We start from the raw sequence: 20222 nt of genomic DNA, 5'->3' as shown, positions 1-20222 counted from the left end.
AGTGTGAAAGTAGGTTATCGTCAGGCTAGTTATTAGAAAAGCCCCGCTCAGAGATTCTGAGCGGGGCTTTTCGCTTTGGGGCGTCTGAACAACTCTGCGTCAACATAGCTTGGCAGCCCTGCTCGCGACGCCGGACCCTGATGCTGGGCAAACAAGCGCTTCAGCGCCTCAGCGCCATGCCACGTTTGCGTCGCATGTCAGAGCGGTCACCTGCACACCTGTTCCGTAATTGAACAACTCGACAGTAAACCGCGCACCAAACCCCATGGCACGTCCCTTGCTGATCTCTCCTGACAAAACATAAAACAGGGGACAAGCAATGCAGCTGACATACCGCTCGTCCGGCGCAGCCTTTTCCGCGTTGGCCACCATCCTCTCGCCGTGCGCCGCCGCCGCGTCGGACGACGCTCCGGTCACCCTGGCCAAGGTCGACATCGTCGGCATCGCGCCCTTGTACGGCCTGGGCATCGAGCGTGATCTGTTGCCCTATCCGGTCCAGGTCGCTGCCGACAACGCCATCCGGCAGTCGGTGGGCGAAAACCTCAGCGAATTCATGGCCCGCAAGCTCACTGGCGTGAACGTCAACGAGGTTTCCGGCAGCCCATTCCAGAACGACATCACCTTTCGCGGATTTCGCGCCTCGCCGGTGCTGGGCAGTTCGCAAGGCATCTCGGTCTATCTCGACGGCGTGCGCGTCAATGAACCGTTCGGCGACGTCATCAACTGGGACATGGTGCCCGAGGCTGCCATTGGCAGCGTGGTGCTGGTTCCTGGCGCCAATCCCCTGTTCGGCCTGAACACCCTGGGCGGCGCACTGGCCTTCACCACCAAATCCGGCCTGACGCACCCCGGCGGCGAGGCCGAGTTGTCCTTGACCGACGAAGGGCGGCGCCGCGCCGACCTGGCCTACGGCTGGCGCCAGGGCGACGGCTGGCACGGCTTTCTCGGCTCGACGCTATTCGACGACGAGGGCTGGCGCGACCATTCGGCCGGTCACCTGGCGAACGTGTTCATCAAGCTTGGCCGCTCGCAGGGCGCCACCGACTGGAGCGCATCCTTGCTGGGCGGCCGCAGCCGCCTGCTCGGCAACGGCTTGCTGCCCGAGCTGCTGTACCGCGACGACCGCCGCGCCGTCTACACGCACCCGGATACTACCCGCAACCGCCTGGTCCAGGGCACCGTCAATCTTGCCCATCGCTTCAGCAGCCTGACCGAGCTGAGCGCCGTGGCCTACGCGCGCAACAGCCGGCGCGACACCGTCAACGGCGATGCCAGCGAAGACTACGACGATTACGTGGACGATTGCGAAGATGGCTTCGACGCCGCCGGCGCCCCACTCGAGCCGGACGAGTGCGGCTTCACGCGCGCGCAAGGCGCCGCCCTGCACAGTGGCGTGCTGAACACGACCAGCACGCGCCAGGACAGCCAGGGCGCCAGCATCGCCATCACCGCCCGGCGCGGCGTGGTGCGATTCGACGCCGGCGCCAGTCTCGACCATAGCGACGTCGACTATGCCCAGTACGAGCAGGCCGCGTTCGTGACGCCCGGGCGCGAAGTGCTTGGCGACGCTAATGAGGCGTCCGAACTGTCCTCCGGCGTGACCGGCAAGTCGCGCACGGCCGGCGTGTATGCCGCAGTCAATGTGCCGCTGGCTGCCGGCACGCAGCTGAGCGCCAGCCTGCGCTTTAACCGTGCGCGCGTGACCAACACGCTGACGGACGAGAATGGTCCCCAGCCGACCGAGAGCTTTACCTATTCGCGCCTGAATCCCGCGCTCGGCCTGACGCACCGTCTCCATCCGCAGGCAACGCTGTTCGCCAATATTGGCCAGAGCAACCGGGTGCCGACCGTGATCGAACTGGGCTGCGCCGATCCCGAGCATCCGTGCCGCCTGCCGGTCGGCCTGCAAGCCGATCCCTACCTGAAGCAGATCGTGGCGCGCACGCTCGAGGCTGGTATTCGCGGCGCCGCCGACGCCACCAGCTACACGGTATCGCTCCATCGCACGGTCAGCGACGACGATATCCTGTTCTTCAGTTCGCCCTCGCGCCAGGGTTATTTTGCCAATTTCGACCGCACACGCCGTCAGGGCGTCGATGCCATGGTCGACCGGCAATTCGGACCGCTCACGCTGCAGCTGTCCTATAGCTACCTGCAAGCCGAGTACGACGCCGACGGCGAACTGTTCACCGGTGCGCGCCATGTCGCCGTGCGCCGGGGCACCCCGATCGCCGGGTTGCCGCGTCACACCGCCAAGCTGGCACTGGCATGGACGGTGAATCCGCAACTGGACCTTGGCGCCTACCTGCACCTGGTCTCGTCCCTGATCACGCAGGGCAATGAGGACGGGCTGACCGAAGACCCGGACGACGATGACGAACCCGCGCGCGCCAACTGGCGCATTCCCGGGCATGGCGTGCTCACGCTGCGCGCGAGCTACCGGCCGGCGCCCCGGTGGGAACTGTTCGCACGCGTCAGCAATGTGTTCGATCGCCGCTACGAGACCTTCGGCGCGGTGGCGCCCGACCTGTTCCCGCATGGCCAGCTGATCAAGCCGCACGAAACGCCGGGCGACGCCGAGAACGCGCGTTTCGTGGCGCCGGGCGCGCCGCGGACCCTGGTTGCCGGGTTGCGCTACCGGTTTTGAACTGCTGACGTCGCTGGCACACCTGTATCAGCCCGGCGCAATCGTGGAACAGGTGCGTCGTTCATGACGCGCCATCCCCGGCCGCTTGCCCCGCAGCGTTGCTGGCACGGCCCTTGCGATGGATGACTACACGACGCCACGCTGTTCACGGCGCCTCGATAAAAAGACCAGGGAGACCAGCATGAATCTTGCCGACATCGACAAACTGGGTGTCAAGAACCCGTTTCGTCAGAGCTACGACAACTACATCGGCGGCCGCTTCGTCCCGCCGGTCAAGGGCGCCTACTTCGCCAACATCACGCCGATCACCGGCGAACCCTTCTGCGAAGTCGCACGCTCCGGCCCCGAGGATATCGAACTGGCGCTCGATGCCGCCCATGCCGCCGCCGACGCCTGGGGCCGCACCTCGCCGGCCGACCGGGCCAATATCCTGAACCGCATCGCCGAGCGCATGGCGCAGAACATCGAGCTGCTGGCCACGGCCGAGACCATCGACAACGGCAAGCCGATCCGCGAAACCACGGCCGCCGACATTCCCCTGGCGATCGACCATTTCCGCTACTTTGCCGGCTGTATCCGGGCCCAGGAGGGCTCGATCTCGCAGATCGACCAGGACACCTTCGCCTACCACCTGCAAGAGCCGCTCGGCGTCGTCGGCCAGATCATTCCCTGGAACTTTCCGATCCTGATGGCCGTCTGGAAGCTGGCGCCGGCACTCGCGGCCGGCAATTGCGTGGTGCTCAAGCCGGCCGAGCAAACGCCGGCCTCCATCATGGTGCTGATTGAACTCATCGGCGACCTGTTGCCGCCGGGCGTGCTCAATATCGTCAACGGCTTCGGCCTCGAAGCCGGTAAGCCCCTGGCCTCCAGTCCGCGCATCGCCAAGATCGCGTTCACGGGCGAGACCAGCACCGGCCGCCTGATCATGCAATACGCCGCGCAAAACCTGATTCCCGTCACGCTCGAATTGGGCGGCAAGTCGCCCAACATCTTTTTCGAGGACGTGATGGCGTTCGACGACGAGTACTTCGACAAATGCCTGGAAGGTTTCGCCATGTTTGCCCTGAACCAGGGTGAAGTCTGTACCTGCCCGTCGCGCGTACTGATTCAAGAGTCGATCTACGACCGCTTCATCGAGCGCGCCATCGCGCGTGTGGCTGCGGTCAAGCAGGGCAATCCGCTCGATCCGGCGACGATGCTGGGCGCCCAGGCATCGCAAGAGCAGCTCGACAAGATCCTGTCGTATCTCGAGATCGGCAAGGGCGAAGGCGCCAAGCTGCTGTTTGGCGGTGCGCGCGAGCAACTCGCCGGCGACCTGGGCGGCGGCTATTACGTGCAGCCGACCGTCTTCAAGGGCGACAACAAGATGCGCATCTTTCAAGAGGAAATCTTCGGGCCGGTGGCCGCGGTCACCACCTTCAAGGACGAAGCCGAGGCGCTGGCGATCGCCAACGACACACTGTATGGCCTGGGCGCCGGCCTCTGGACCCGCGACGGCTCGCGCGCGTTCCGCGTCGGCCGCGCGATCCGGGCCGGGCGCGTCTGGACCAACTGCTACCACCTGTATCCGGCGCATGCGGCTTTCGGCGGCTACAAGCAATCGGGCATCGGCCGCGAGAACCACCGCATGATGCTCGACCACTACCAGCAGACCAAGAATCTCCTGGTCAGCTACAGCCCCAAGCCGCTGGGCTTTTTCTGAAGCACTTCACGCATCGGCGAACTATCCATCCAGGGAGAACGGTCATGAGCGACGCAGTCAATATTCACCCGGCGGTCGACAACGGCATCGCGCCGACGCTGCCAGACTTTGGGGGCGGCACGCTGTCCTGCCATTGCGCCACCGATGCCGTCACGGTCGAGATCGGTGCGCAGGTGGCACACAACCACGTGTGCGGCTGTACCAAGTGTTGGAAGCCCGCTGGCGCCCTGTTTTCCCAGATCGCCGTGGTGGGGCGCGAGCAGGTCGACGTGAGCGCCAATGAAGGCAAGCTCAAGGTGGTCGATCCAGGCGCCACCATTCAACGCCATGCTTGCGAAGTGTGCGGTGTGCACATGTTCGGGCGTATCGAAAACCGCGATCACGCATTCTTCGGCCTCGATTTCGTGCATACCGAGCTATCGCGCGAACAGGGTTGGGCGGCGCCCACGTTCGCGGCCTTTGTCTCGTCGATCATCGAAGCCGGCACGCGGCCCGAGCGGATGGGGGCGGTGCGCACCCGCCTGACCGAACTCGGCTTGACGCCATATGACGCGCTGTCACCGCCGCTGATGGATGCGCTCGCGGCCCAGGTCGCCAAGAAAAGTGGTGTGCTCAAGGATTAGCGCCACAAAGATCAGCGCTGACGCGTTCAGGATGAAGGGGGACCAGGATGAAGCGATCGCAGCTCTTGTTGCTGCTGCCATTGGCCGCGCCACTACCGGCGCCGGCCGATGATTTTCCGACCAGTGGGCGGGTCGAGTATGTGCTTGAGTGCATGCAAAAGCATGACGGCAAGCAGGAGTACCTCTACAAATGCTCGTGTGTGGTCGACCGCATCGCCGGTGCGTTGCCGTATGACGATTTCGTGGCGATGTCGATGGCCTTGCGCAATCAGTCGCTGAGCGGCGAACGCGGCGGCGTGTTTCGCGACGCACCATCGAGCAAGAGCATGGCCGGAAAATTTCGCGACATCGAAGCCGGCGCCAACAAGGCCTGCGCCGTGCCGCAGAAGTGACGCACGCAGTACCAATATAACAATCACAAGGAGACAACCATGTCATGGCAGAAGAAAGGTATCGGGTGGGGCGCATGTCTGTTGCTGGCTGCCGGCGCGGCATGGGCTGCCGACTCGGATGTCGCACAGCTGACGAAGGACCCGAAGGTGTGGGCCATGCAGGCCGGCGACCTGAACAATCACAGGTATAGCGAACTCAAGCAAATCACGAGCAAGAACGCGCGCAATCTGACCGTCGCCTGGACCTTCTCCACCGGCGTGCTGCGCGGCCATGAAGGCGGACCGCTGGTGATCGGCGACACAATGTACATCCACAGCCCGTTCCCCAACAAGGTGTTCGCGATTGCACTCGAAGACCAGAGCATTCGCTGGAAGTACGAGCCCAAGCAAGACCCGGCCGTGATCCCGGTGATGTGCTGCGACACCGTCAACCGCGGCGTTGCTTACGCCAATGGCAAGATCTTCCTGCAGCAAGCCGATACCACGCTGGTGGCGCTGGACGCAAAGACGGGCGAAGAGCTGTGGAAGAACAAGGTGGGCGACCCCAAGAAAGGCGAGACCACCACCAACACGCCGCACGTGTTCAAGGACAAGATTCTGACCGGTATCAGCGGGGGCGAATTCGGCGTGCGTGGCCGCATCACGGCGCACGACATCAACACCGGCAAGACACTCTGGACCGCGTACAGCACCGGCCCCGACCAGGATATGCTGGTCGATTCCGCCAAGACCATGACCTGGACCGACGGCAAGATGGCGCCGATCGGCCCCGACTCGTCGCTCAAGACCTGGCAGGGCGACCAGTGGAAGCTCGGCGGCGGCACGACCTGGGGCTGGTACAGCTACGACCCGGCCACCAACCTCGTGTATTACGGCACCGGCAATCCGAGCACCTGGAATCCGCGCCAGCGCCCGGGCGACAACCGCTGGTCGATGGCGATCTTCGCCCGCGACCTCGACACCGGCATGGCGAAGTGGGTCTACCAGATGACGCCGCATGATGAGTGGGACTATGACGGCGTCAACGAAATGATCCTGGCCGACATCAAGGTCAAGGGCCAGCCGCGCAAGGCCCTGGTGCACTTCGACCGCAACGGCTTTGCCTACACGATGGACCGGGTCAGCGGCGAGCTGCTGGTCGCCGAAAAATTCGATCCGGTCGTCAATTGGGCCACGCACGTCGACATGAAGAGCGGCCGGCCACAGGTCGTCGCCAAGTACAGTACCGACCAGGGCGGACCCGACGTCAACACCAAGGGCATTTGCCCATCAGCTCTTGGCACCAAAGACCAGCAACCGGCCAGCTACTCGCGCAAGACGGGCCTGTTCTACGTGCCGACCAACCACGTCTGCATGGATTACGAGCCGTTTCAGATTGAATACACGGCAGGCCAGCCATATGTCGGCTCGACGCTGTCGATGTATGCGGCGCCAAACAGCCACGGTGGCATGGGCAACTTCATCGCCTGGGATGCCGGCACCGGCAAGATCGTCTGGTCCAGGCCCGAGCGGTTCTCGGTTTGGAGCGGCGCGCTGAGCACGGCAGGCGACGTGGTGTTCTACGGCACACTGGAAGGCTATCTGAAAGCGGTCGACCTCAACGGCAAGGAGCTGTGGAAGTTCAAGACCGCGTCTGGCATCATCGGCAACGTCACCACTTGGGAATACAAGGGCAAGCAGTATATCGGCGTGTTGTCGGGCATTGGCGGCTGGGCCGGCATCGGCCTCGCGGCCGGCCTGACCAAGGGCACCGAAGGCCTGGGCGCGGTGGGTGGCTACAAGGATCTGGCCAAGTACACCGAGCTGGGCGGCGTGCTGACCGTGTTCGCCTTGCCGGAGCGTTGAGCATGTACACGCGATTCGCAGGCAGGCTCGCCGTGGCTGCCGGATTGATCTGTCATGTTGCCCCTGCGACGGCCCAGGCCGCGGACACGGCGCTGTACCAGGTCAGCGACGGCAGCAAGGTCGACGGCCACACCCTGGCCGGCTGGCGCACCTGGCGCGCAATGGCGTGCGAGCGCTGCCATGGTGCAGCGCAGGAAGGCATGGTTGGTCCGTCGCTGGTCGGCAGCCTGAAGGTGCTCAGCAAAGAGCAATTCAAGGAAGTCGTCCTGAAAGGGCGGATCGAAAAAGGCATGCCCAATTTTGATGGCAGCAAGATGGTGGCCGATAACATCGACAGCCTGTACGCCTACCTCAAGGGGCGCTCGGACGGCGCGATCCAGCCCGGCCGCCTGCAGGAGATCGGCAAATGACGGGCGCCATGTGCAACGCTGCGCGGGCCCGGCTCGCCACCTGGTCTGTGCACGCCTGGTCTGGCGGACTGTGCTTGCTCGCCGCGCTGGCGCTGCCATGCGCGGCGCAGCCAGCCGGAGGGGCGGTGTCGCCAGAGAACGACAAGGTGCTGCGCGTATGCCAGGACCCGAACAACCTGCCGTTCTCGCACCGCGACCAGACCGGCTTCGAGAACCGGATCGCGGCGCTGTTCGCCCGTGAGCTGGGCTGGACACTCGAGACTACCTGGTTCCCGCAACGCATCGGCTTCATTCGCAACACCCTGCGCGCCAGGAAAGAGCATAGCGACACCTTCAAATGCGACCTGGTTACGGGCGTTCCCACCGGCTTCGACCTGGCCGCCACCACACATCCGTACTACCACTCCAGTTACGCCATGGTGTACGTCAAGGGCAGGGGCAAGGGCCTCGATGGCGTGCAGGATCTGGACGCGCTGCTGGCGCTGCCGCCCGCGCAGCGCAGCCACTTGCGCTTCGGTGTGTTCACCGCCTCGCCCATCACCGACTGGTTGCTCAAGAACGCGTTGATGGAGCAAGTCGAGTGGTACCAGATCCAGTCGGGCGATGCCGCGCAGACGCCGGGCGAAACCATCGAAAGCGATCTGGCCAGCGGCAAGATCGATCTCGCCTTTGTGTGGGGGCCGATCGCCGGCTACTTCGCGCGCACGGCCCGCACGGCGCCGATCGTGGCCGTGCCGCTGAAGTCGCGGCCCGACATGAAGATGGACTTCGCGATCGCGATGGCGGTGCGGCATGGCGACAAGGCGATGCGGGAGCGGATCGATACCCTGATCACCATCAAGCAGGCCGAGATCAACGGCATTCTCGAACAATACGGGGTTCCGCTGCTGGACGATGAAAAGCAGGCGCTGCACACATCACCGCACCCGGCGCCACCCTGATACGGCCCGGAGCCTGGCGTGGGGACGGTGGCATGACCGTGGCATATGCCGGAGGAGCGCGATGGCCCAGTCGATGGCCCAGTCAATGGCGCAAGCAGTGGCGCACGCAATGGGCCACGCAATTGGCCACGCCACGGCGCAACCGACAGGACCGCTGAGCGTCCTGGTCGTCGATCATGCCGCCGCGCTGTCGCCGGCCAGGCCGCTGCCACGGTCGTTGCGGCGCCAGGGGGATCTGTTGTGGCGTGCGCTGCTGAGCGATCTGGGCGCGCTGCCCGGCATCGACGTCGCGACGGCGGCCAGCCTGGCCGCTGTCCCGAGCAGCGGCGCGTTCGATGCGGTGTGGCCGCTGGTGCTGGAATCGGGCGGCTCGCTCGAATGCCTGTCGCGCGACATTCTGCGTGGCCGGCGCATCCTGCTGGGCAGTGCGCCAGCCACGGTGGGCGTGACCGCCAGCAAACTGGCGCTGACGCGCGCGCTGGCCGCTGGCGGCGTGGCCACCGTCGCCACCTGCAGTCCGCATGCGCCCGTCACGCGGGCGCATGTCACCAGCACCACCGTCACGAATGGGGTGCTTCCGAACGACTGCGGTCCGTGGGTGGTCAAGCCGGACGATGGCGCCGGCTGCCTGCAGACGCGCCTGTTCCGCGACCGCGCCGCGGCATTGGCCTGGATCCGCGCCAGCGCCGCGCCGGGCTATGTGCTGCAACCTTTCGTTGCGGGCAAGCCGGGCAGCCTGTCGCTGCTCTGCTGCGACGGCGTGGCGCAGGTACTGGCCTGTAATCACGAGCGGGTAGCGATGCGCGACAACCGGTTTCATGTCCTTGGCTGCATCGTCAACGGACTGGTCGACGATGACGGCGCGCTGGCGCACCTGGCCCAGCAAGTGACGGCGGCACTGCCCGGCCTGTGGGGCTATGTCGGCGTCAGCTTCATCCTGACCGCGCGCGGCGCCGTGGTGCTCGATGTGAACCCGCGCCTGACAGCCGCGTACGCCGGCCTGCATGCGTCGATCGGCCGCAATCCGGCCGCGCTGGTGCTCGATCTGTTGAGCGGGCGGGGTGCACTGCCGCTACCGGCGCCGCCACGCGGGCATCGCCCAATCAGCGTCGATGTCGGCAGCTGAACCAACCTACCGGATCACCACGCCCCAAGGCAGTTTGCCGACCGGGATGTCGCGCAATTTGACGCGATTGACGGTGTCGATCACTGACACACTGTTCGAGCGGCCATTGGCAACGTACAGTTTTTTGCCGTCTCGTGTCAGCGCCATATTCCACGGTCGCCCGCCGACCGGGATCGTGGCCACCACCTGGTTGCTGACGGTATCGATCACCGAGACATTGGCGTCGCCGCCATTTGACACGTACACCTCGCGCCCATCCGGATGCACGGCAATGCCATTTGCGCGCAGCCCGGCCTTGATGCGGGCAACGACGGCAAAACTGACGGTGTCGATCACGAATACCTCGTTCGCATTTTCGGTGGCGACATAAGCGCGCCGGCTGTCGGGCAAGAAGCCGATGCCGCGCGGCCGCGCGCCAACGACCACCTGTGCCACCTGCTTGCGACTGGCAAAATCGATGACGTCGACAGCGTCACCTTCTTCGGCGCTGACGAACAGCAGCCGCCCGTCCGGGCTGAATACCGCATGTTCGGGGTTCTTGCCGTGCACCGCAATGGCGTGGGCCAGCGCATGGCTGCGCGTATCGACCACGGCGATCTGGTTGTGGCCCTCGAGGGCGGCCACCACCCAGCGGCCGTCGGGCGAGATCGACACGCCTTCGGGCGACTCGCCCAGTGCAATCTCGCCCCCCAGCTTGCGGCCGGCCAGGTCGACCAATTGCAGCCGGTTGCGTGGCTGGTCGCTGACATACAGCCAGCGCCGCTGCGGGTCGACTGCCAGCCCGCGTGGCTTGCTGCCGCCGGGGAGTTCGGCGAGTACCTTGTCGCTGACTGTGTCGATGATGGAAATCGTGCCGGCGCCTTCGTTTGGCACGTATGCCAGTTGCGGACCCGCGCCAGGCACACGCGCAGCGACGGCCGACTGGGGCGCACCGGTTGCGGGCGCGGCCAGGAACGGCGCCAGGAATGCCAGCAACGCAAAGGCGAGGACATCCAGACATGGGGGGCGTGACAAGGTCATCGGGTCTCCGGAAAGAAGATCGGCAAATCAATGAATCAGGGATTTTTCACGCCAGGCAATCTCAAGCCGTTGCAATTTTCGGTACAGCGTATTGCGGCTGATACCCAGTGTGCGCGCAACGCCGCTCAGGTTCCAGTCGTGGCACGCTAGTTCGTGCAGCAAGACGCGGCGTTCGGCGCTGGCCAGGGAATTGCCTGCCGGCTCGGGCGCCGCAACGGCTTGCGGCATGTGGTGCGGTGTCGCGTCGGCTGCCGGCCCGGCCGCTGCACCAGCCGCAGGCGGCGCGTACCTGGCCGCGGCGGCCGCGTCGGCATGATAGTCGGGCGGCACGTCGCGCAGCGTCAGGCAATCGGACTGGCGCAGTGCGATCATGGTGCGCAGCACGTGGCGCAGCTGGCGCAGGTTGCCGGGCCAGTGCTGCTGCTCGAGCATGGCCAGCAAGGCCGCGTCGACTTCGACCGGGGCGCCGGCATCGCTCTCTTCGGCCGCCAACTGGAGGATCAGGGCGCGGCGATCGGTACGGTCGCGCAGCGGTGGCAGGGTGATCGTCACGCCTTGCAGGCGGTAATACAAATCGCTGCGAAATTCGCCCCGATGCATCCTGGCGTGCAGGTCGCAATGCGTGGCGCTGATCAGGTGGATGTCGAGCCTGACCGGCGTCTCGCTGCCGAGCGCCGTGACTTCGCGTTCTTCGAGCACGCGCAGCAGCCGCGCCTGAAGGGCCACCGGCATGTCGCCGATCTCGTCGAGAAACAGGGTGCCGCCATTGGCCTGCAGCAGCTTGCCGCGCTGGCCATCCTTGCTGGCGCCGGTGAACGCGCCGGAGCGGTATCCGAACAGTTCGCTTTCGATCAGGCTTTCGGGTATCGAGGCGCAATTGATCGCCACGAAAGGGCGCGCCGCATGGTTGCTGGACAGGTGGATTGCACGCGCAAACCGCTCTTTCCCGCTGCCCGTTTCGCCCTGCAACAGGATCGCGACGTTGCGGTCGCTCACGCGCCTGGCCGTGTCGATATGCGCAGCCATCAGCGGATCGCCCCAGGCCAGCGCGTCGAGTGCGGCGCTGCGCGCTGCCGTGGCATGGTTGCACAGCACCGGGCGCGCCTGATTGCCCGCGCGGATAAAGCTGGCAACGTTGGCGCCCGATTCGGGCGACGTCAGCGTGGCAAAAAACCGCGCCCCGTTGCGGGCTTCGAAGACCGGCACCGGATGGAACGCCTTCTTTGCGCTGGCATCGACCAGGCCGCCGAAGGTGATGTTGAACAACTCAGTGACATCGCGGCCGACGATCTCGCCGCGCCCGCCAAGGCCAAGCTGGAACAGCGCGCAGCGCGTTGCCGCCAGCACCTTGCCCGTGATGCTCAGGGCAATCGCCCCTTCGCTCAGGGTGCCGATGAATTCCGGGCGGTTATGGAAGCGCATGATGAATTCGTGGCGATACTGCTGCAGGAACACCCGGTTCTCGATCATCTGCACCGACATGTTTACCAGCGCCAGCGTGTGCTGTTGCGCCAGATGGGATTCGCCGGACGCGTCCAGAACCCCGACCAGGTCGCCGCCCGGGTCGAAGATGGGCGCCGCCGCACAGGATAGGCCGATGTTGCGCGACAAATAGTGTTCGTCCTGATGCACCGTCACGGGACGCTGTTCGAACAGGCATGTGCCCATGCCATTCGTGCCCTGCACGCGTTCGCTCCATACCGCGCCCTGCATCAGGCCGGTCCTGGATGCCGCGTGGGTGAACGCCGGGTCGCCAAAATAATTGAGCAGCACGCCATCGCGGTCGGTCAGGATGATGGCGTAGCCGGAGCCGGCCAGTTGTTGATACAGGTTGGCCATCTCGACCTTGGCCACGGCTTGCAGGTCGGCATGGCGGTCCTGGCGCTCTTGCAGGTCGGCCGGCGCGACGACTTCGGGCTCGAGGCAGGCGCCAGGGTCGAGCTTGTATTCATCGAGGCAGCGGATCCACGAGCGGGTGATGCGGCTCATGGCGCCAGGAAGGCCCGGCTCGTTGCCCGTATGCGAGGCGGGTAAGAGCGCCGCATCATGGGCCGCTACCGGGCCGGGCAAGCGATGGGACGAGGTTCGCCCACGCACGACCGAATGGACGCGCTTGACGTGCTCCGCAGCGGCTTCCAGCATGGTGTCTCCTGCGTCCTGACTGGTGCTGTTGGAGCACCGTCATCTGTGGACTATTTTTGACCAGCGTGTGAGCGAAATAATTACCGGTGTCAAGGGCGTATTGACATCGCCAGCCTGATCTTACGTTCACCCCAGAATATTTCAAGCATTTTGAACGCGGCGAGGTGGTGTACCCATTCGATTTGCTAGGTTCCAGACGACGGTCAGCGATGCGCGCACGCGTGGGAACTCCCAGCGCAATGTCAGGTCCATTGGATCGACGACGAAGAGTCGGTGAGTTGTTATAATTCACTAACAGCAACTTTCGGCAGCAACGATGTTTCCGTTCTTCGACGCCGGACCGCAGCTCAGCATCGCCCTGACCGTCCTGTACGCCCTGCTGGCAGCGGTGTCGCTGTCGATCCGGCTCGCCGCGCGCGGCGCCGCGCCGTCGATGCTGCACCATCAGGTTGCTGCCTGGTGGCGCATTTTCCCGATTGTCACGCTGGCGCTGCTTGCCTATCCCTTCGGCTTGCCCGCCCTGTGCCTGCTGGTGTGCGTGCTGGCCGTCGTCGAGCTCCATACCCACTATGAAGGCCGGTATTTTCATCCCGGCGCGGCCGGCATCCTCCTGGCCACCATCGGCATCGGGGTTGTCGCGCCGACGCTGGCGCCGCCCCTGGTCGCCATCGTGCTCGCGATCGGGGCGCTGTGTTACTGGCGCCGGCCCGGGCGCGGGGCGCTGATCTGGCTGATCCTCCTGGTCACCACCGGCGCGATGCTGGTCCTGGCCACGTTCACCACCTTACCGTTCGGCGAAGAGACCAACCTCGCGTGGGCGCTGTACCTGTTCATCCTGACCGCGCTGAACGACATCGCCCAATTCGTCTCGGGCAAACTCTTCGGCCGCCACAAGATCGCCCCCGGCGTGAGCCCCAACAAGACCTGGCAGGGGCTGGCAGGCGGGATCGTCATCTCGCTCGTCGTCAGTCTGGCGCTTGGCACATACCTGCGCTTGGCCGGTCCGCTCACGCTGGCCTGGTTTGCGTTCGTGCTGTCGCTGGCCGGCTTTGCGGGCGACCTCATGTTTTCAGCCGCAAAACGCCGCCTCGGCATCAAGGATTTTTCGACCCTGATTCCGGGCCACGGCGGCATTCTCGACCGCGTCGACAGCCTGGTCCTGACCGCCCCCCTCTTGTACTGCCTGCTGCACATCTTCGAACAGGGACCAACATGAAACTCGAGCATCCAATCGCATGGACCACGATCGAATCCGGTTTCACCGGCAGCGATGGCGTCCGCCTGTTCTACCGCGCCTGGAAACCGGTGGTGCTTCCCGCCACGCGGCCCCCGCGCGCGCTGATTTTCCTGCACCGCGGGCATGAGCATTCGGGGCGCATCGCGCCACTGGTCCAGCGTTTCGGCATGCACGAGGATTGGGCCTTCGCCTATGACGCGCGCGGTCATGGCCACTCGCCCGGTGAGCGGGGCGACGCCCCCGATTTTGCGACGCTGGTCGACGACCTCGATCGCTTCGCGCAGCACATCGCCGCCACCTATGGCATTGCGCCGCAAGACACGATCGTCGTTGCCAACAGTGTCGGCGCGGTCGTCGCCGCGACCTGGGTGCACGATTACGCGCCGGCGATCCGTGGCCTGATCATGGCCGCTGCCGCCTTCAGCATCAAGCTGTATGTCCCGCTCGCCAAGCCGGCGCTGCGCTTTGCGCGGCGCTTCAAGCCCGACCTGTTCGTCACCAGCTACATCCGCCCCGGCATGCTCACGCATTCGAAGGAAGAAGCCGACGCCTACGCCAACGATCCGCTGATCGCGAAAAGCATTTCGGCCCGCATCCTGCTCGAACTGAACGACACCGCCGAACGGATCGTGGGCGACGCCGCGGCGATCGACGTGCCGGTGCTGATGCTGGCGGCGGACAAGGATTACGTGGTCGCCGAAGCGCCGCAGCGGCGTTTCTTCGATGGCCTGAGCGCCTCGATCAAGCGCTACGTGCGGCTGGAAGACTGCTTCCACGCCGTGTTCTATGAGCGCGACACCACGGTGGCGGTGCAGGCCAGCGTCGATTTCATCGCCGCCTGTTTTGCCGCCGCGCCGCGCGCACCGGCGCAGTACATCGGCGCCGACCGTAGTGGCCATACGGCGCAGGCGTATGCGGCGCTCGAGCGCGACGAAAGCGGCAGCGCCGGCGCGCGCGCCTGGTTCGGCCTGCAGCGCAGGATGCTGGGCGTGCTCGGGCCGCTGAGCGACGGCATGCGCATCGGCCTGAAGAACGGCTTCGATTCGGGCGAGTCGCTCGATTACGTGTACCGCAACCAGGCCGGCGGCCGGCTTGGCGTGGGCAAGATCATCGACCGCGGTTACCTCGACGCGGTGGGCTGGCGCGGCGTGCGGGTACGCAAAGTGCAGTTGCAGCGGATGCTGGCCGACCGCATCGCCGCCCATCCGGCGCACGAGCCGCTGCGTATCCTCGATATCGCGGCCGGCTCGGCGCGCTACGTGCTCGAGACGGTCAAGCGGTTCCAGGACCGCCGCATCGAAGTCTCGCTGCGCGATTACATGCAGTACAACGTGGACAACGCGCGGCAGCTGGCGCAGACGTTGCAGCTGCAGGTCCCGGTCGACGTGCAGCGCTGCGATGCGTTCAGCGCCGCCAGCTATGCCGGCCACGAGGGCCGCTACGATATCGCCATCGTCTCTGGCCTGTATGAGCTGTTCAGCGACAACGCGCAGGTGAGGGCCTCACTCGAGGGCGTAGTGCGCAGCCTGCGGCCGGGCGGTTACCTGATCTATACCGCGCAGCCCTGGCATCCGCAGCTGGACATGATTGCCTACACCTTGGTGAATCACCAGGGCAGGCCCTGGAAGATGCGCCCGCGCCCGCAGGCCGAGATGGATGCGCTGGTGGCGCTGGCCGGCGCGCGCAAGCTCGAGACGGCAATCGGCGTCGAGGGGATCTTCAGCGTGTCGCTGGCGCGCAAGGCCGCAGGCCCCGGCGCAGGCGGTTGAACACCGTCAGCGCCGACAGCAGCAGCACCAGTACCAGCACGCCGTTGGCCCAGACTGGCGCCACACCGGCACCAATCAACAGCGCCACCACGCCAAAGGCGAAGGCGCGGTCGCTCTTGCCCATCGGGCCCTCGAAGCCGCGCGGCGCGCCGATCGCCTGCACCAGCACACCGGCGAATTCGGTCAGCAGCGCGGCCACGACGGCGAGCACCACCAGGCCTGGCGCGATACCTGCGGCCAGCGCGAACGGCAGGTACAACGCCGCGTCCGACAATTGGTCGCACAGTTCATTGAGCAGCGCGCCGAGAGGCGTCTTGTTGCCGGTGGCCGTGGCGAGCATGCCGTCGATGGCATTCAAGGCCATGCGCAGCAGCAGGAACAGCGGCACACCAAACCAGAGCGCGGCGTTGCCGGGATCGAGCGCAAGCGTGCCGCCGTACGCCACCGACAGCGCCATGGCGCCCAGCGTGATCTGGTTGGGTGTGACGCCGGCGCGCGCCAGTGCGGCCAGTGCGGGCCGCAGCAATTGCTGGAAGCGGGGTTTCAGCTGGTAGAGCGAGAAGGACATGGCGGGTGCTTTCGGAGATAGAGGCGGGCAATCAGCCTGCTGCGGCTGTAGCCCATGGCGCAATGGACGTAGACCGGCCGGCCCGCCGCGTGCTGCTGCGCGATCGCGGCCAGCACCGCGCGCAGCTGGCCGGGGCGGGGCGCGTGCAGGTCCATCAGTGGAATATGCAGGTAGTTAGCGCGCAGGCGCGCCGTTGCGGGCAGCTCGGCGCACAGGTCGATGACGTGGCAATCGGGCGGCAGCCGGCGCGCTTCGGTATTGGTCAGGCGGCGGCCGATCCACAGGCCGGGCGCCATTGGCATGCACGCCGGGCGGCGCCGCTCGCGCAGCCGCACCAGCATCCAGGTCAGGCGGTAGCCGGCCAGGTAGGGCCAGAACAGCAGCCAGGTACGCGCCGGATGCGTGCCGGCCCGCTTGACGAGGAAGTCGGCGCGCCGCGCGCGATACGCTGCCGCCACCAGCAGCAGGCTGGCCGCCGCATATGCCGCCAGCGGGCTGCCCAGTGCCAGCGCGCCAAACAGCATGAGGCCGGCCATGATCAGGTAATAGAACGCGACGGTGTTCGTACGCGTGGCGCCGGACCGGATCGTCGCGACCGCGGCAACGCCCAGCACGATGCCGCCCGCGACATCGAGCAAGTGGTGCTGCCAGGTGAAGACGGTGCTGGCGCCGACCAGCAACAGCCAGGCTGCCAGCGCAGCTCTGGCCCAGCCGCCACACAATGGGCGCAAGGCGCACCAGAAGATCACGCAATACGCCACGTGCAGCGACGGGAACTGGTTGTAGGGCTGGTCGACCAGGTGCAGCCACCCGAACAGGGCGGCGGGCAGGGCATCGGTCACGGTCGGGCGTTCGAGTGCAAAGCGGGCCGGTGCCATCACGAACACGAGGCAGCCGGCGATCGTGGCCAGCAGCAGGCGCCGGCTGACCACACGCAGCTGCTCGGGCGTGCGCACGACGAAGAACACCAGCGTGAAGATCAGGCCTGACGTGAGGTACGGGACCACCATCCAGGCGGCGAAGGCAATCGACCCATCCCACGCGAGCGCGAGACTGCGCCGCGTTTGCTGCTGGTGCGCCAGCAGGTTGGCCAGCGGGTAGAAAATGCCAAAGACAAGGCCATTGAGCGCCAGGTGCAGCCAGCGCTGACCCATCGACACGCCGCCAGGTTGGCGCGGGATGCGTTGGACTTGTGGTTGCTGTTGCATTTGTGCATTATGCATCGGATGGAGACTCGAGAACAGTACGCACGCTGCCTGGTGCTGGCGGGAGGCGGCTTTCGCTTTGCCTACTATCTTGGCGTGCACGCGGCAGCCGAAGATTGCGGGCGCCCGCCCGATCTGCTGCTGGGCACCTGCGGCGGCGCCATCGCTGCTGCGGTGATCGCCGGCTTGCCCGATGCGCCGGCGCGGCTGGACTGGGTCGCCTCCACGGCGATGCATCGTTTTCTGCGCGCGATCCGGCCAGGCGACAACGCGACACTGCCACGGGTGCTGGGCGGCGCCGCGCGGCGCTGGGTCATGCGCACTGCCGCGCCACGCGTGCCGGACCTGTTCCACGACTACCTGTTCGAGCTGCCCGAGGTGCTGCCGCTGCCGCAGGCCCCGCTACCGGATGCGCCGGCGCTGGCGGTTGTCGGTGGCCGCCTGCTGTTCGGACCAGCCGATGTCGGCGCCCCGCGCGCTGGGCGGGCGCTGTTCGAGCAAGTGGTGTTCGGGCCGCAGCGCGTGGCAACACTGCTGGCCGGATGCTCTGCGCCGGCGGCCGATCCGCGCTGGAGCGGCGGCGCCATCGCTTCGCTACTGCAGACCGAGACCACGATGCCGATCGACGATGCGGTGCGGATCTCGGTGGCCGACATGTTCTACTTTCCCAGCCACGCCAGCGCCGGCCGGCATTACACGGGCGGCGTGATCGACCTGTTCCCGATCGAGCTGGCGCAGACGCTCGCGCACGAGGTGATCATGGAGCGCAAATCACCCTTCAATCCGTGGCTCGCACTGCCGGCGCTGCGCGCGGTACTGGGGCTCGATGGCGCGGCGCGGCTGCGGCATGTGCACGCGCAGCAGGCCGCAGCCTGGGTCGACACGCGCGACGTGGGCCGCAACCTGCGCAGCCACGGCGTCGGCAAGCGGATCGACTGGCGCGCCAACCGCATCGGCCTGGCTGTGCCGGCCTCGCACGACGCGTATGTGGCGCAGGTGCGCATGCAATGGGACTACGGCTATCGCAAGGGGATGGCCGCTTTGACGAGAGCGCGGCAATGAGGATCATGATCATCGGCGGCACGAGCGGGATCGGCCTCGGATTGGCCGCGCATTACGCTGCGCACGGGGCAGAGCTGGCGCTGTGCGGGCGCGACGTCACGCGGCTCGATGGGCATCCGCTGGCAAGCGCGCCAGGTGTGCGCACCTACGCATTCGATATCGCCGACCGCGCCGCCGTGGCTGGCGCCATGCAGGACTTCGGCGCGGCAGGGCTGGACATGGTGATCGTCACGGCCGGCCAGTATGTCGACGCGGCGGGTCTTGCGGCGCAGCCGGCGTTGGGGCTGCGGCTAGCGCACACGAATATTGGTGGGTTGGTCGCGGCCTTCGACGCTGCTGCGGCAGTGATGCGCGAGCAGGGGCGCGGGCAGATCGTGGCAGTGGCTTCGATCGCGGGTTTGCTGAAAGCGTATCCGGATGGTTCTCTCTACAGTGCCAGCAAGCGGGCGGCGATCGGCATCTGCGATACCTACCGCAAGGCGCTGGCGCCACTGGGCATCGCGCTGACGACGATCGTGCCGGGGTATGTGGATACGGCCCGACTGCGAGAACTCAATGACGGCGATGCTGGCGGCAAGCCGTTCTTGCTTGCCGAGGATGACGCCATCCGGCGCATCGTGGACGCCATCGAGCGGCGCGCGGTGCGCTGCGTGTTCCCGTGGCAGCTGCACTGGCTGGTCCGGCTGTTCAACCTGATGCCGTCGGGATTGCGTAACTTGCGCCGCAAGTAAGTCAGGCGGCGCCGTGCTGGCCGGCGACACGTACTTCGAGCCGGTCCCAGAAGCGGTCGTGGATCGGCAGCAGCAGCACATTGCACACCGGTTCCAGGATCGCCGCGATGCCGCCGAAGGCGAGCGAGCCGGTGGCGCAGTAGATTACGGCGAACGCCACCGCCATGTGCATGGCGGTCTGGCTGATCTTTTCAGCCGCGAGTCGTGCATAGCGTTCGCGCTCCGACCGCGCCCGGGCGCGGATTGCCGCCCAGGCTTTCTCATGGAAGGGCAGGAGCAGCACATTGATTACCGGCTCGATGATGATCGCCAGGCCGCTGAACATGACCGAACCGGTGAGTGCGTAGGCGATGATGAAAGCGATGGCCATATGGGTGATGACCTGGCTGGTTTTCTTGGCGGCGACGACCATGGTGGCTCCTGGAAACTGCGTGTTGATACGGTAGAGCTAAATGATAGTGATTCTCGATTGCCGCACAAAGCAATATAAATCTACTCCTTTAATAGTTATACTCTATCGGATGTTTGGCTGTGATAGCCTCGTCAATTTTCGTCGGCCCCTTGCGGAACATGTCACAAGTTTGTTATAGTTTCGTTCTGCCCGACGCAGACGCTGCTTAAAATCAGCGACAGCGAAGGAAAGATGGGGTTGACGAAAAATGAGAAACACCTCATACTCTCGCCTCTCTGCTGCTAACGAACACAACGCTTCGTAGCAAACAGCAGAAGCAGCACCGAATAAAGTTCTTTAAAAATTAACAGTCGATAAGTGTGGGCGTTTGATGAAGGTGCCAAAGACTTC

17 protein-coding genes are annotated in these 20222 nt (G+C 65.6%); 12 read left to right on the top strand and 5 right to left on the bottom strand.

Annotation, left to right across the window (positions count from 1 at the left end; all coding sequences use genetic code 11):
• Positions 1–319: 319 nt before the first annotated feature.
• The 8 genes from AB2N08_RS22600 to AB2N08_RS22565 all read left to right on the top strand — a co-directional run bounded on the left by AB2N08_RS22600 (position 320) and on the right by AB2N08_RS22565 (position 9686).
• Positions 320–2647, top strand: a complete 2328-nt coding sequence (locus AB2N08_RS22600; RefSeq protein WP_367613153.1) for a TonB-dependent receptor — start codon at positions 320–322, stop codon at positions 2645–2647.
• A gap of 181 nt (positions 2648–2828) precedes the next feature.
• The gene (adh, locus tag AB2N08_RS22595; protein WP_367613152.1) at positions 2829–4349 is read left to right on the top strand and encodes an aldehyde dehydrogenase; all 1521 of its coding nucleotides are present in this window, start codon (positions 2829–2831) and stop codon (positions 4347–4349) included.
• Between the two features lie 44 nt (positions 4350–4393).
• On the top strand, positions 4394–4972 hold the full coding sequence (gene gfa, locus AB2N08_RS22590) for an S-(hydroxymethyl)glutathione synthase (RefSeq protein ID WP_367613151.1): 579 nt from the start codon (positions 4394–4396) through the stop codon (positions 4970–4972).
• Between the two features lie 47 nt (positions 4973–5019).
• Positions 5020–5364, top strand: coding sequence for a hypothetical protein (locus AB2N08_RS22585; RefSeq protein ID WP_367613150.1), 345 nt, complete (start codon positions 5020–5022; stop codon positions 5362–5364).
• 39 nt (positions 5365–5403) lie between these two features.
• Positions 5404–7209 carry a methanol/ethanol family PQQ-dependent dehydrogenase gene (locus AB2N08_RS22580; protein ID WP_367613149.1) on the top strand — a complete coding sequence of 602 codons (1806 nt, stop codon included), beginning with the start codon at positions 5404–5406 and terminating at the stop codon, positions 7207–7209.
• A 2-nt stretch (positions 7210–7211) separates the two neighbouring features.
• Positions 7212–7619, top strand: coding sequence for a c-type cytochrome (locus AB2N08_RS22575; protein ID WP_367613148.1), 408 nt, complete (start codon positions 7212–7214; stop codon positions 7617–7619).
• A complete protein-coding gene (locus AB2N08_RS22570; RefSeq protein ID WP_367613147.1) occupies positions 7616–8560 on the top strand; it encodes a quinoprotein dehydrogenase-associated putative ABC transporter substrate-binding protein in 945 nt (314 codons plus the stop codon). The genes AB2N08_RS22575 and AB2N08_RS22570 overlap by 4 nt, the downstream gene beginning before the upstream one ends.
• Before the next feature lie 61 nt (positions 8561–8621).
• Complete coding sequence (locus AB2N08_RS22565; RefSeq protein WP_367613146.1) at positions 8622–9686, top strand: ATP-grasp domain-containing protein; 1065 nt, start codon at positions 8622–8624, stop codon at positions 9684–9686.
• A 6-nt stretch (positions 9687–9692) separates the two neighbouring features.
• Here AB2N08_RS22565 and AB2N08_RS22560 read toward each other — a convergent pair whose 3' ends face one another.
• Both AB2N08_RS22560 and AB2N08_RS22555 read right to left on the bottom strand, forming a co-directional pair.
• Positions 9693–10706 (bottom strand): beta-propeller fold lactonase family protein, encoded by a 1014-nt coding sequence (locus AB2N08_RS22560; protein WP_367613145.1) that lies wholly within the window; start codon positions 10704–10706, stop codon positions 9693–9695.
• A 27-nt stretch (positions 10707–10733) separates the two neighbouring features.
• Positions 10734–12848, bottom strand: coding sequence for a sigma-54-dependent Fis family transcriptional regulator (locus AB2N08_RS22555; protein WP_367613144.1), 2115 nt, complete (start codon positions 12846–12848; stop codon positions 10734–10736).
• Positions 12849–13164: 316 nt separating this feature from the next.
• On the opposite strand from AB2N08_RS22555, the gene AB2N08_RS22550 reads away from it, so the two are divergent.
• On the top strand, positions 13165–14064 hold the full coding sequence (locus AB2N08_RS22550) for a phosphatidate cytidylyltransferase (RefSeq protein ID WP_367613143.1): 900 nt from the start codon (positions 13165–13167) through the stop codon (positions 14062–14064).
• Positions 14061–15854, top strand: coding sequence for a bifunctional alpha/beta hydrolase/class I SAM-dependent methyltransferase (locus AB2N08_RS22545; protein ID WP_367613142.1), 1794 nt, complete (start codon positions 14061–14063; stop codon positions 15852–15854). The genes AB2N08_RS22550 and AB2N08_RS22545 overlap by 4 nt, the downstream gene beginning before the upstream one ends.
• Here the strand turns inward: AB2N08_RS22545 and AB2N08_RS22540 are convergent.
• Together AB2N08_RS22540 and AB2N08_RS22535 are read right to left on the bottom strand one after the other, a co-directional pair.
• Positions 15805–16422 carry a CDP-alcohol phosphatidyltransferase family protein gene (locus tag AB2N08_RS22540; RefSeq protein ID WP_367613141.1) on the bottom strand — a complete coding sequence of 206 codons (618 nt, stop codon included), beginning with the start codon at positions 16420–16422 and terminating at the stop codon, positions 15805–15807. The genes AB2N08_RS22545 and AB2N08_RS22540 overlap by 50 nt on opposite strands.
• Complete coding sequence (locus AB2N08_RS22535; protein WP_367613140.1) at positions 16398–17630, bottom strand: phosphatase PAP2 family protein; 1233 nt, start codon at positions 17628–17630, stop codon at positions 16398–16400. The genes AB2N08_RS22540 and AB2N08_RS22535 overlap by 25 nt, the downstream gene beginning before the upstream one ends.
• An 18-nt stretch (positions 17631–17648) precedes the next feature.
• Here AB2N08_RS22535 and AB2N08_RS22530 point away from each other — a divergent pair, with 18 nt between their 5' ends.
• Positions 17649–18689, top strand: coding sequence for a patatin-like phospholipase family protein (locus AB2N08_RS22530; RefSeq protein ID WP_367613139.1), 1041 nt, complete (start codon positions 17649–17651; stop codon positions 18687–18689).
• Positions 18686–19420 (top strand): SDR family NAD(P)-dependent oxidoreductase, encoded by a 735-nt coding sequence (locus tag AB2N08_RS22525; protein WP_367613138.1) that lies wholly within the window; start codon positions 18686–18688, stop codon positions 19418–19420. Before AB2N08_RS22530 ends, AB2N08_RS22525 begins: the two co-directional genes overlap by 4 nt.
• Before the next feature lies 1 nt (position 19421).
• On the opposite strand, the gene AB2N08_RS22520 is transcribed toward AB2N08_RS22525, so the two are convergent.
• A complete protein-coding gene (locus AB2N08_RS22520; RefSeq protein ID WP_367613137.1) occupies positions 19422–19832 on the bottom strand; it encodes a DUF2061 domain-containing protein in 411 nt (136 codons plus the stop codon).
• Between the last annotated feature and the right edge of the window lie 390 nt (positions 19833–20222).

This window comes from Massilia aurea (assembly GCF_040790145.1).
Lineage (GTDB): Bacteria > Pseudomonadota > Gammaproteobacteria > Burkholderiales > Burkholderiaceae_D > Telluria > Telluria aurea_C.
This window is presented reverse-complemented; position numbering and strand designations above follow the sequence as displayed.

Excerpts from the sequence above, each read along its gene's own strand:
- AB2N08_RS22525 (WP_367613138.1), top strand. The coding sequence starts at position 18,686 with ATGAGGATCATGATCATCGGCGGCACGAGCGGGATCGGCCTCGGATTG.
- AB2N08_RS22600 (WP_367613153.1), top strand. The coding sequence starts at position 320 with ATGCAGCTGACATACCGCTCGTCCGGCGCAGCCTTTTCCGCGTTGGCC.
- AB2N08_RS22565 (WP_367613146.1), top strand. The coding sequence starts at position 8,622 with ATGGCCCAGTCGATGGCCCAGTCAATGGCGCAAGCAGTGGCGCACGCA.
- AB2N08_RS22520 (WP_367613137.1), bottom strand. The coding sequence starts at position 19,832 with ATGGTCGTCGCCGCCAAGAAAACCAGCCAGGTCATCACCCATATGGCC.
- AB2N08_RS22555 (WP_367613144.1), bottom strand. The coding sequence starts at position 12,848 with ATGCTGGAAGCCGCTGCGGAGCACGTCAAGCGCGTCCATTCGGTCGTG.
- AB2N08_RS22570 (WP_367613147.1), top strand. The coding sequence starts at position 7,616 with ATGACGGGCGCCATGTGCAACGCTGCGCGGGCCCGGCTCGCCACCTGG.
- AB2N08_RS22580 (WP_367613149.1), top strand. The coding sequence starts at position 5,404 with ATGTCATGGCAGAAGAAAGGTATCGGGTGGGGCGCATGTCTGTTGCTG.
- AB2N08_RS22540 (WP_367613141.1), bottom strand. The coding sequence starts at position 16,422 with ATGTCCTTCTCGCTCTACCAGCTGAAACCCCGCTTCCAGCAATTGCTG.
- AB2N08_RS22550 (WP_367613143.1), top strand. The coding sequence starts at position 13,165 with ATGTTTCCGTTCTTCGACGCCGGACCGCAGCTCAGCATCGCCCTGACC.
- gfa (WP_367613151.1), top strand. The coding sequence starts at position 4,394 with ATGAGCGACGCAGTCAATATTCACCCGGCGGTCGACAACGGCATCGCG.
- AB2N08_RS22585 (WP_367613150.1), top strand. The coding sequence starts at position 5,020 with ATGAAGCGATCGCAGCTCTTGTTGCTGCTGCCATTGGCCGCGCCACTA.
- AB2N08_RS22560 (WP_367613145.1), bottom strand. The coding sequence starts at position 10,706 with ATGACCTTGTCACGCCCCCCATGTCTGGATGTCCTCGCCTTTGCGTTG.
- AB2N08_RS22575 (WP_367613148.1), top strand. The coding sequence starts at position 7,212 with ATGTACACGCGATTCGCAGGCAGGCTCGCCGTGGCTGCCGGATTGATC.
- adh (WP_367613152.1), top strand. The coding sequence starts at position 2,829 with ATGAATCTTGCCGACATCGACAAACTGGGTGTCAAGAACCCGTTTCGT.
- AB2N08_RS22530 (WP_367613139.1), top strand. The coding sequence starts at position 17,649 with ATGGAGACTCGAGAACAGTACGCACGCTGCCTGGTGCTGGCGGGAGGC.
- AB2N08_RS22545 (WP_367613142.1), top strand. The coding sequence starts at position 14,061 with ATGAAACTCGAGCATCCAATCGCATGGACCACGATCGAATCCGGTTTC.
- AB2N08_RS22535 (WP_367613140.1), bottom strand. The coding sequence starts at position 17,630 with ATGCAACAGCAACCACAAGTCCAACGCATCCCGCGCCAACCTGGCGGC.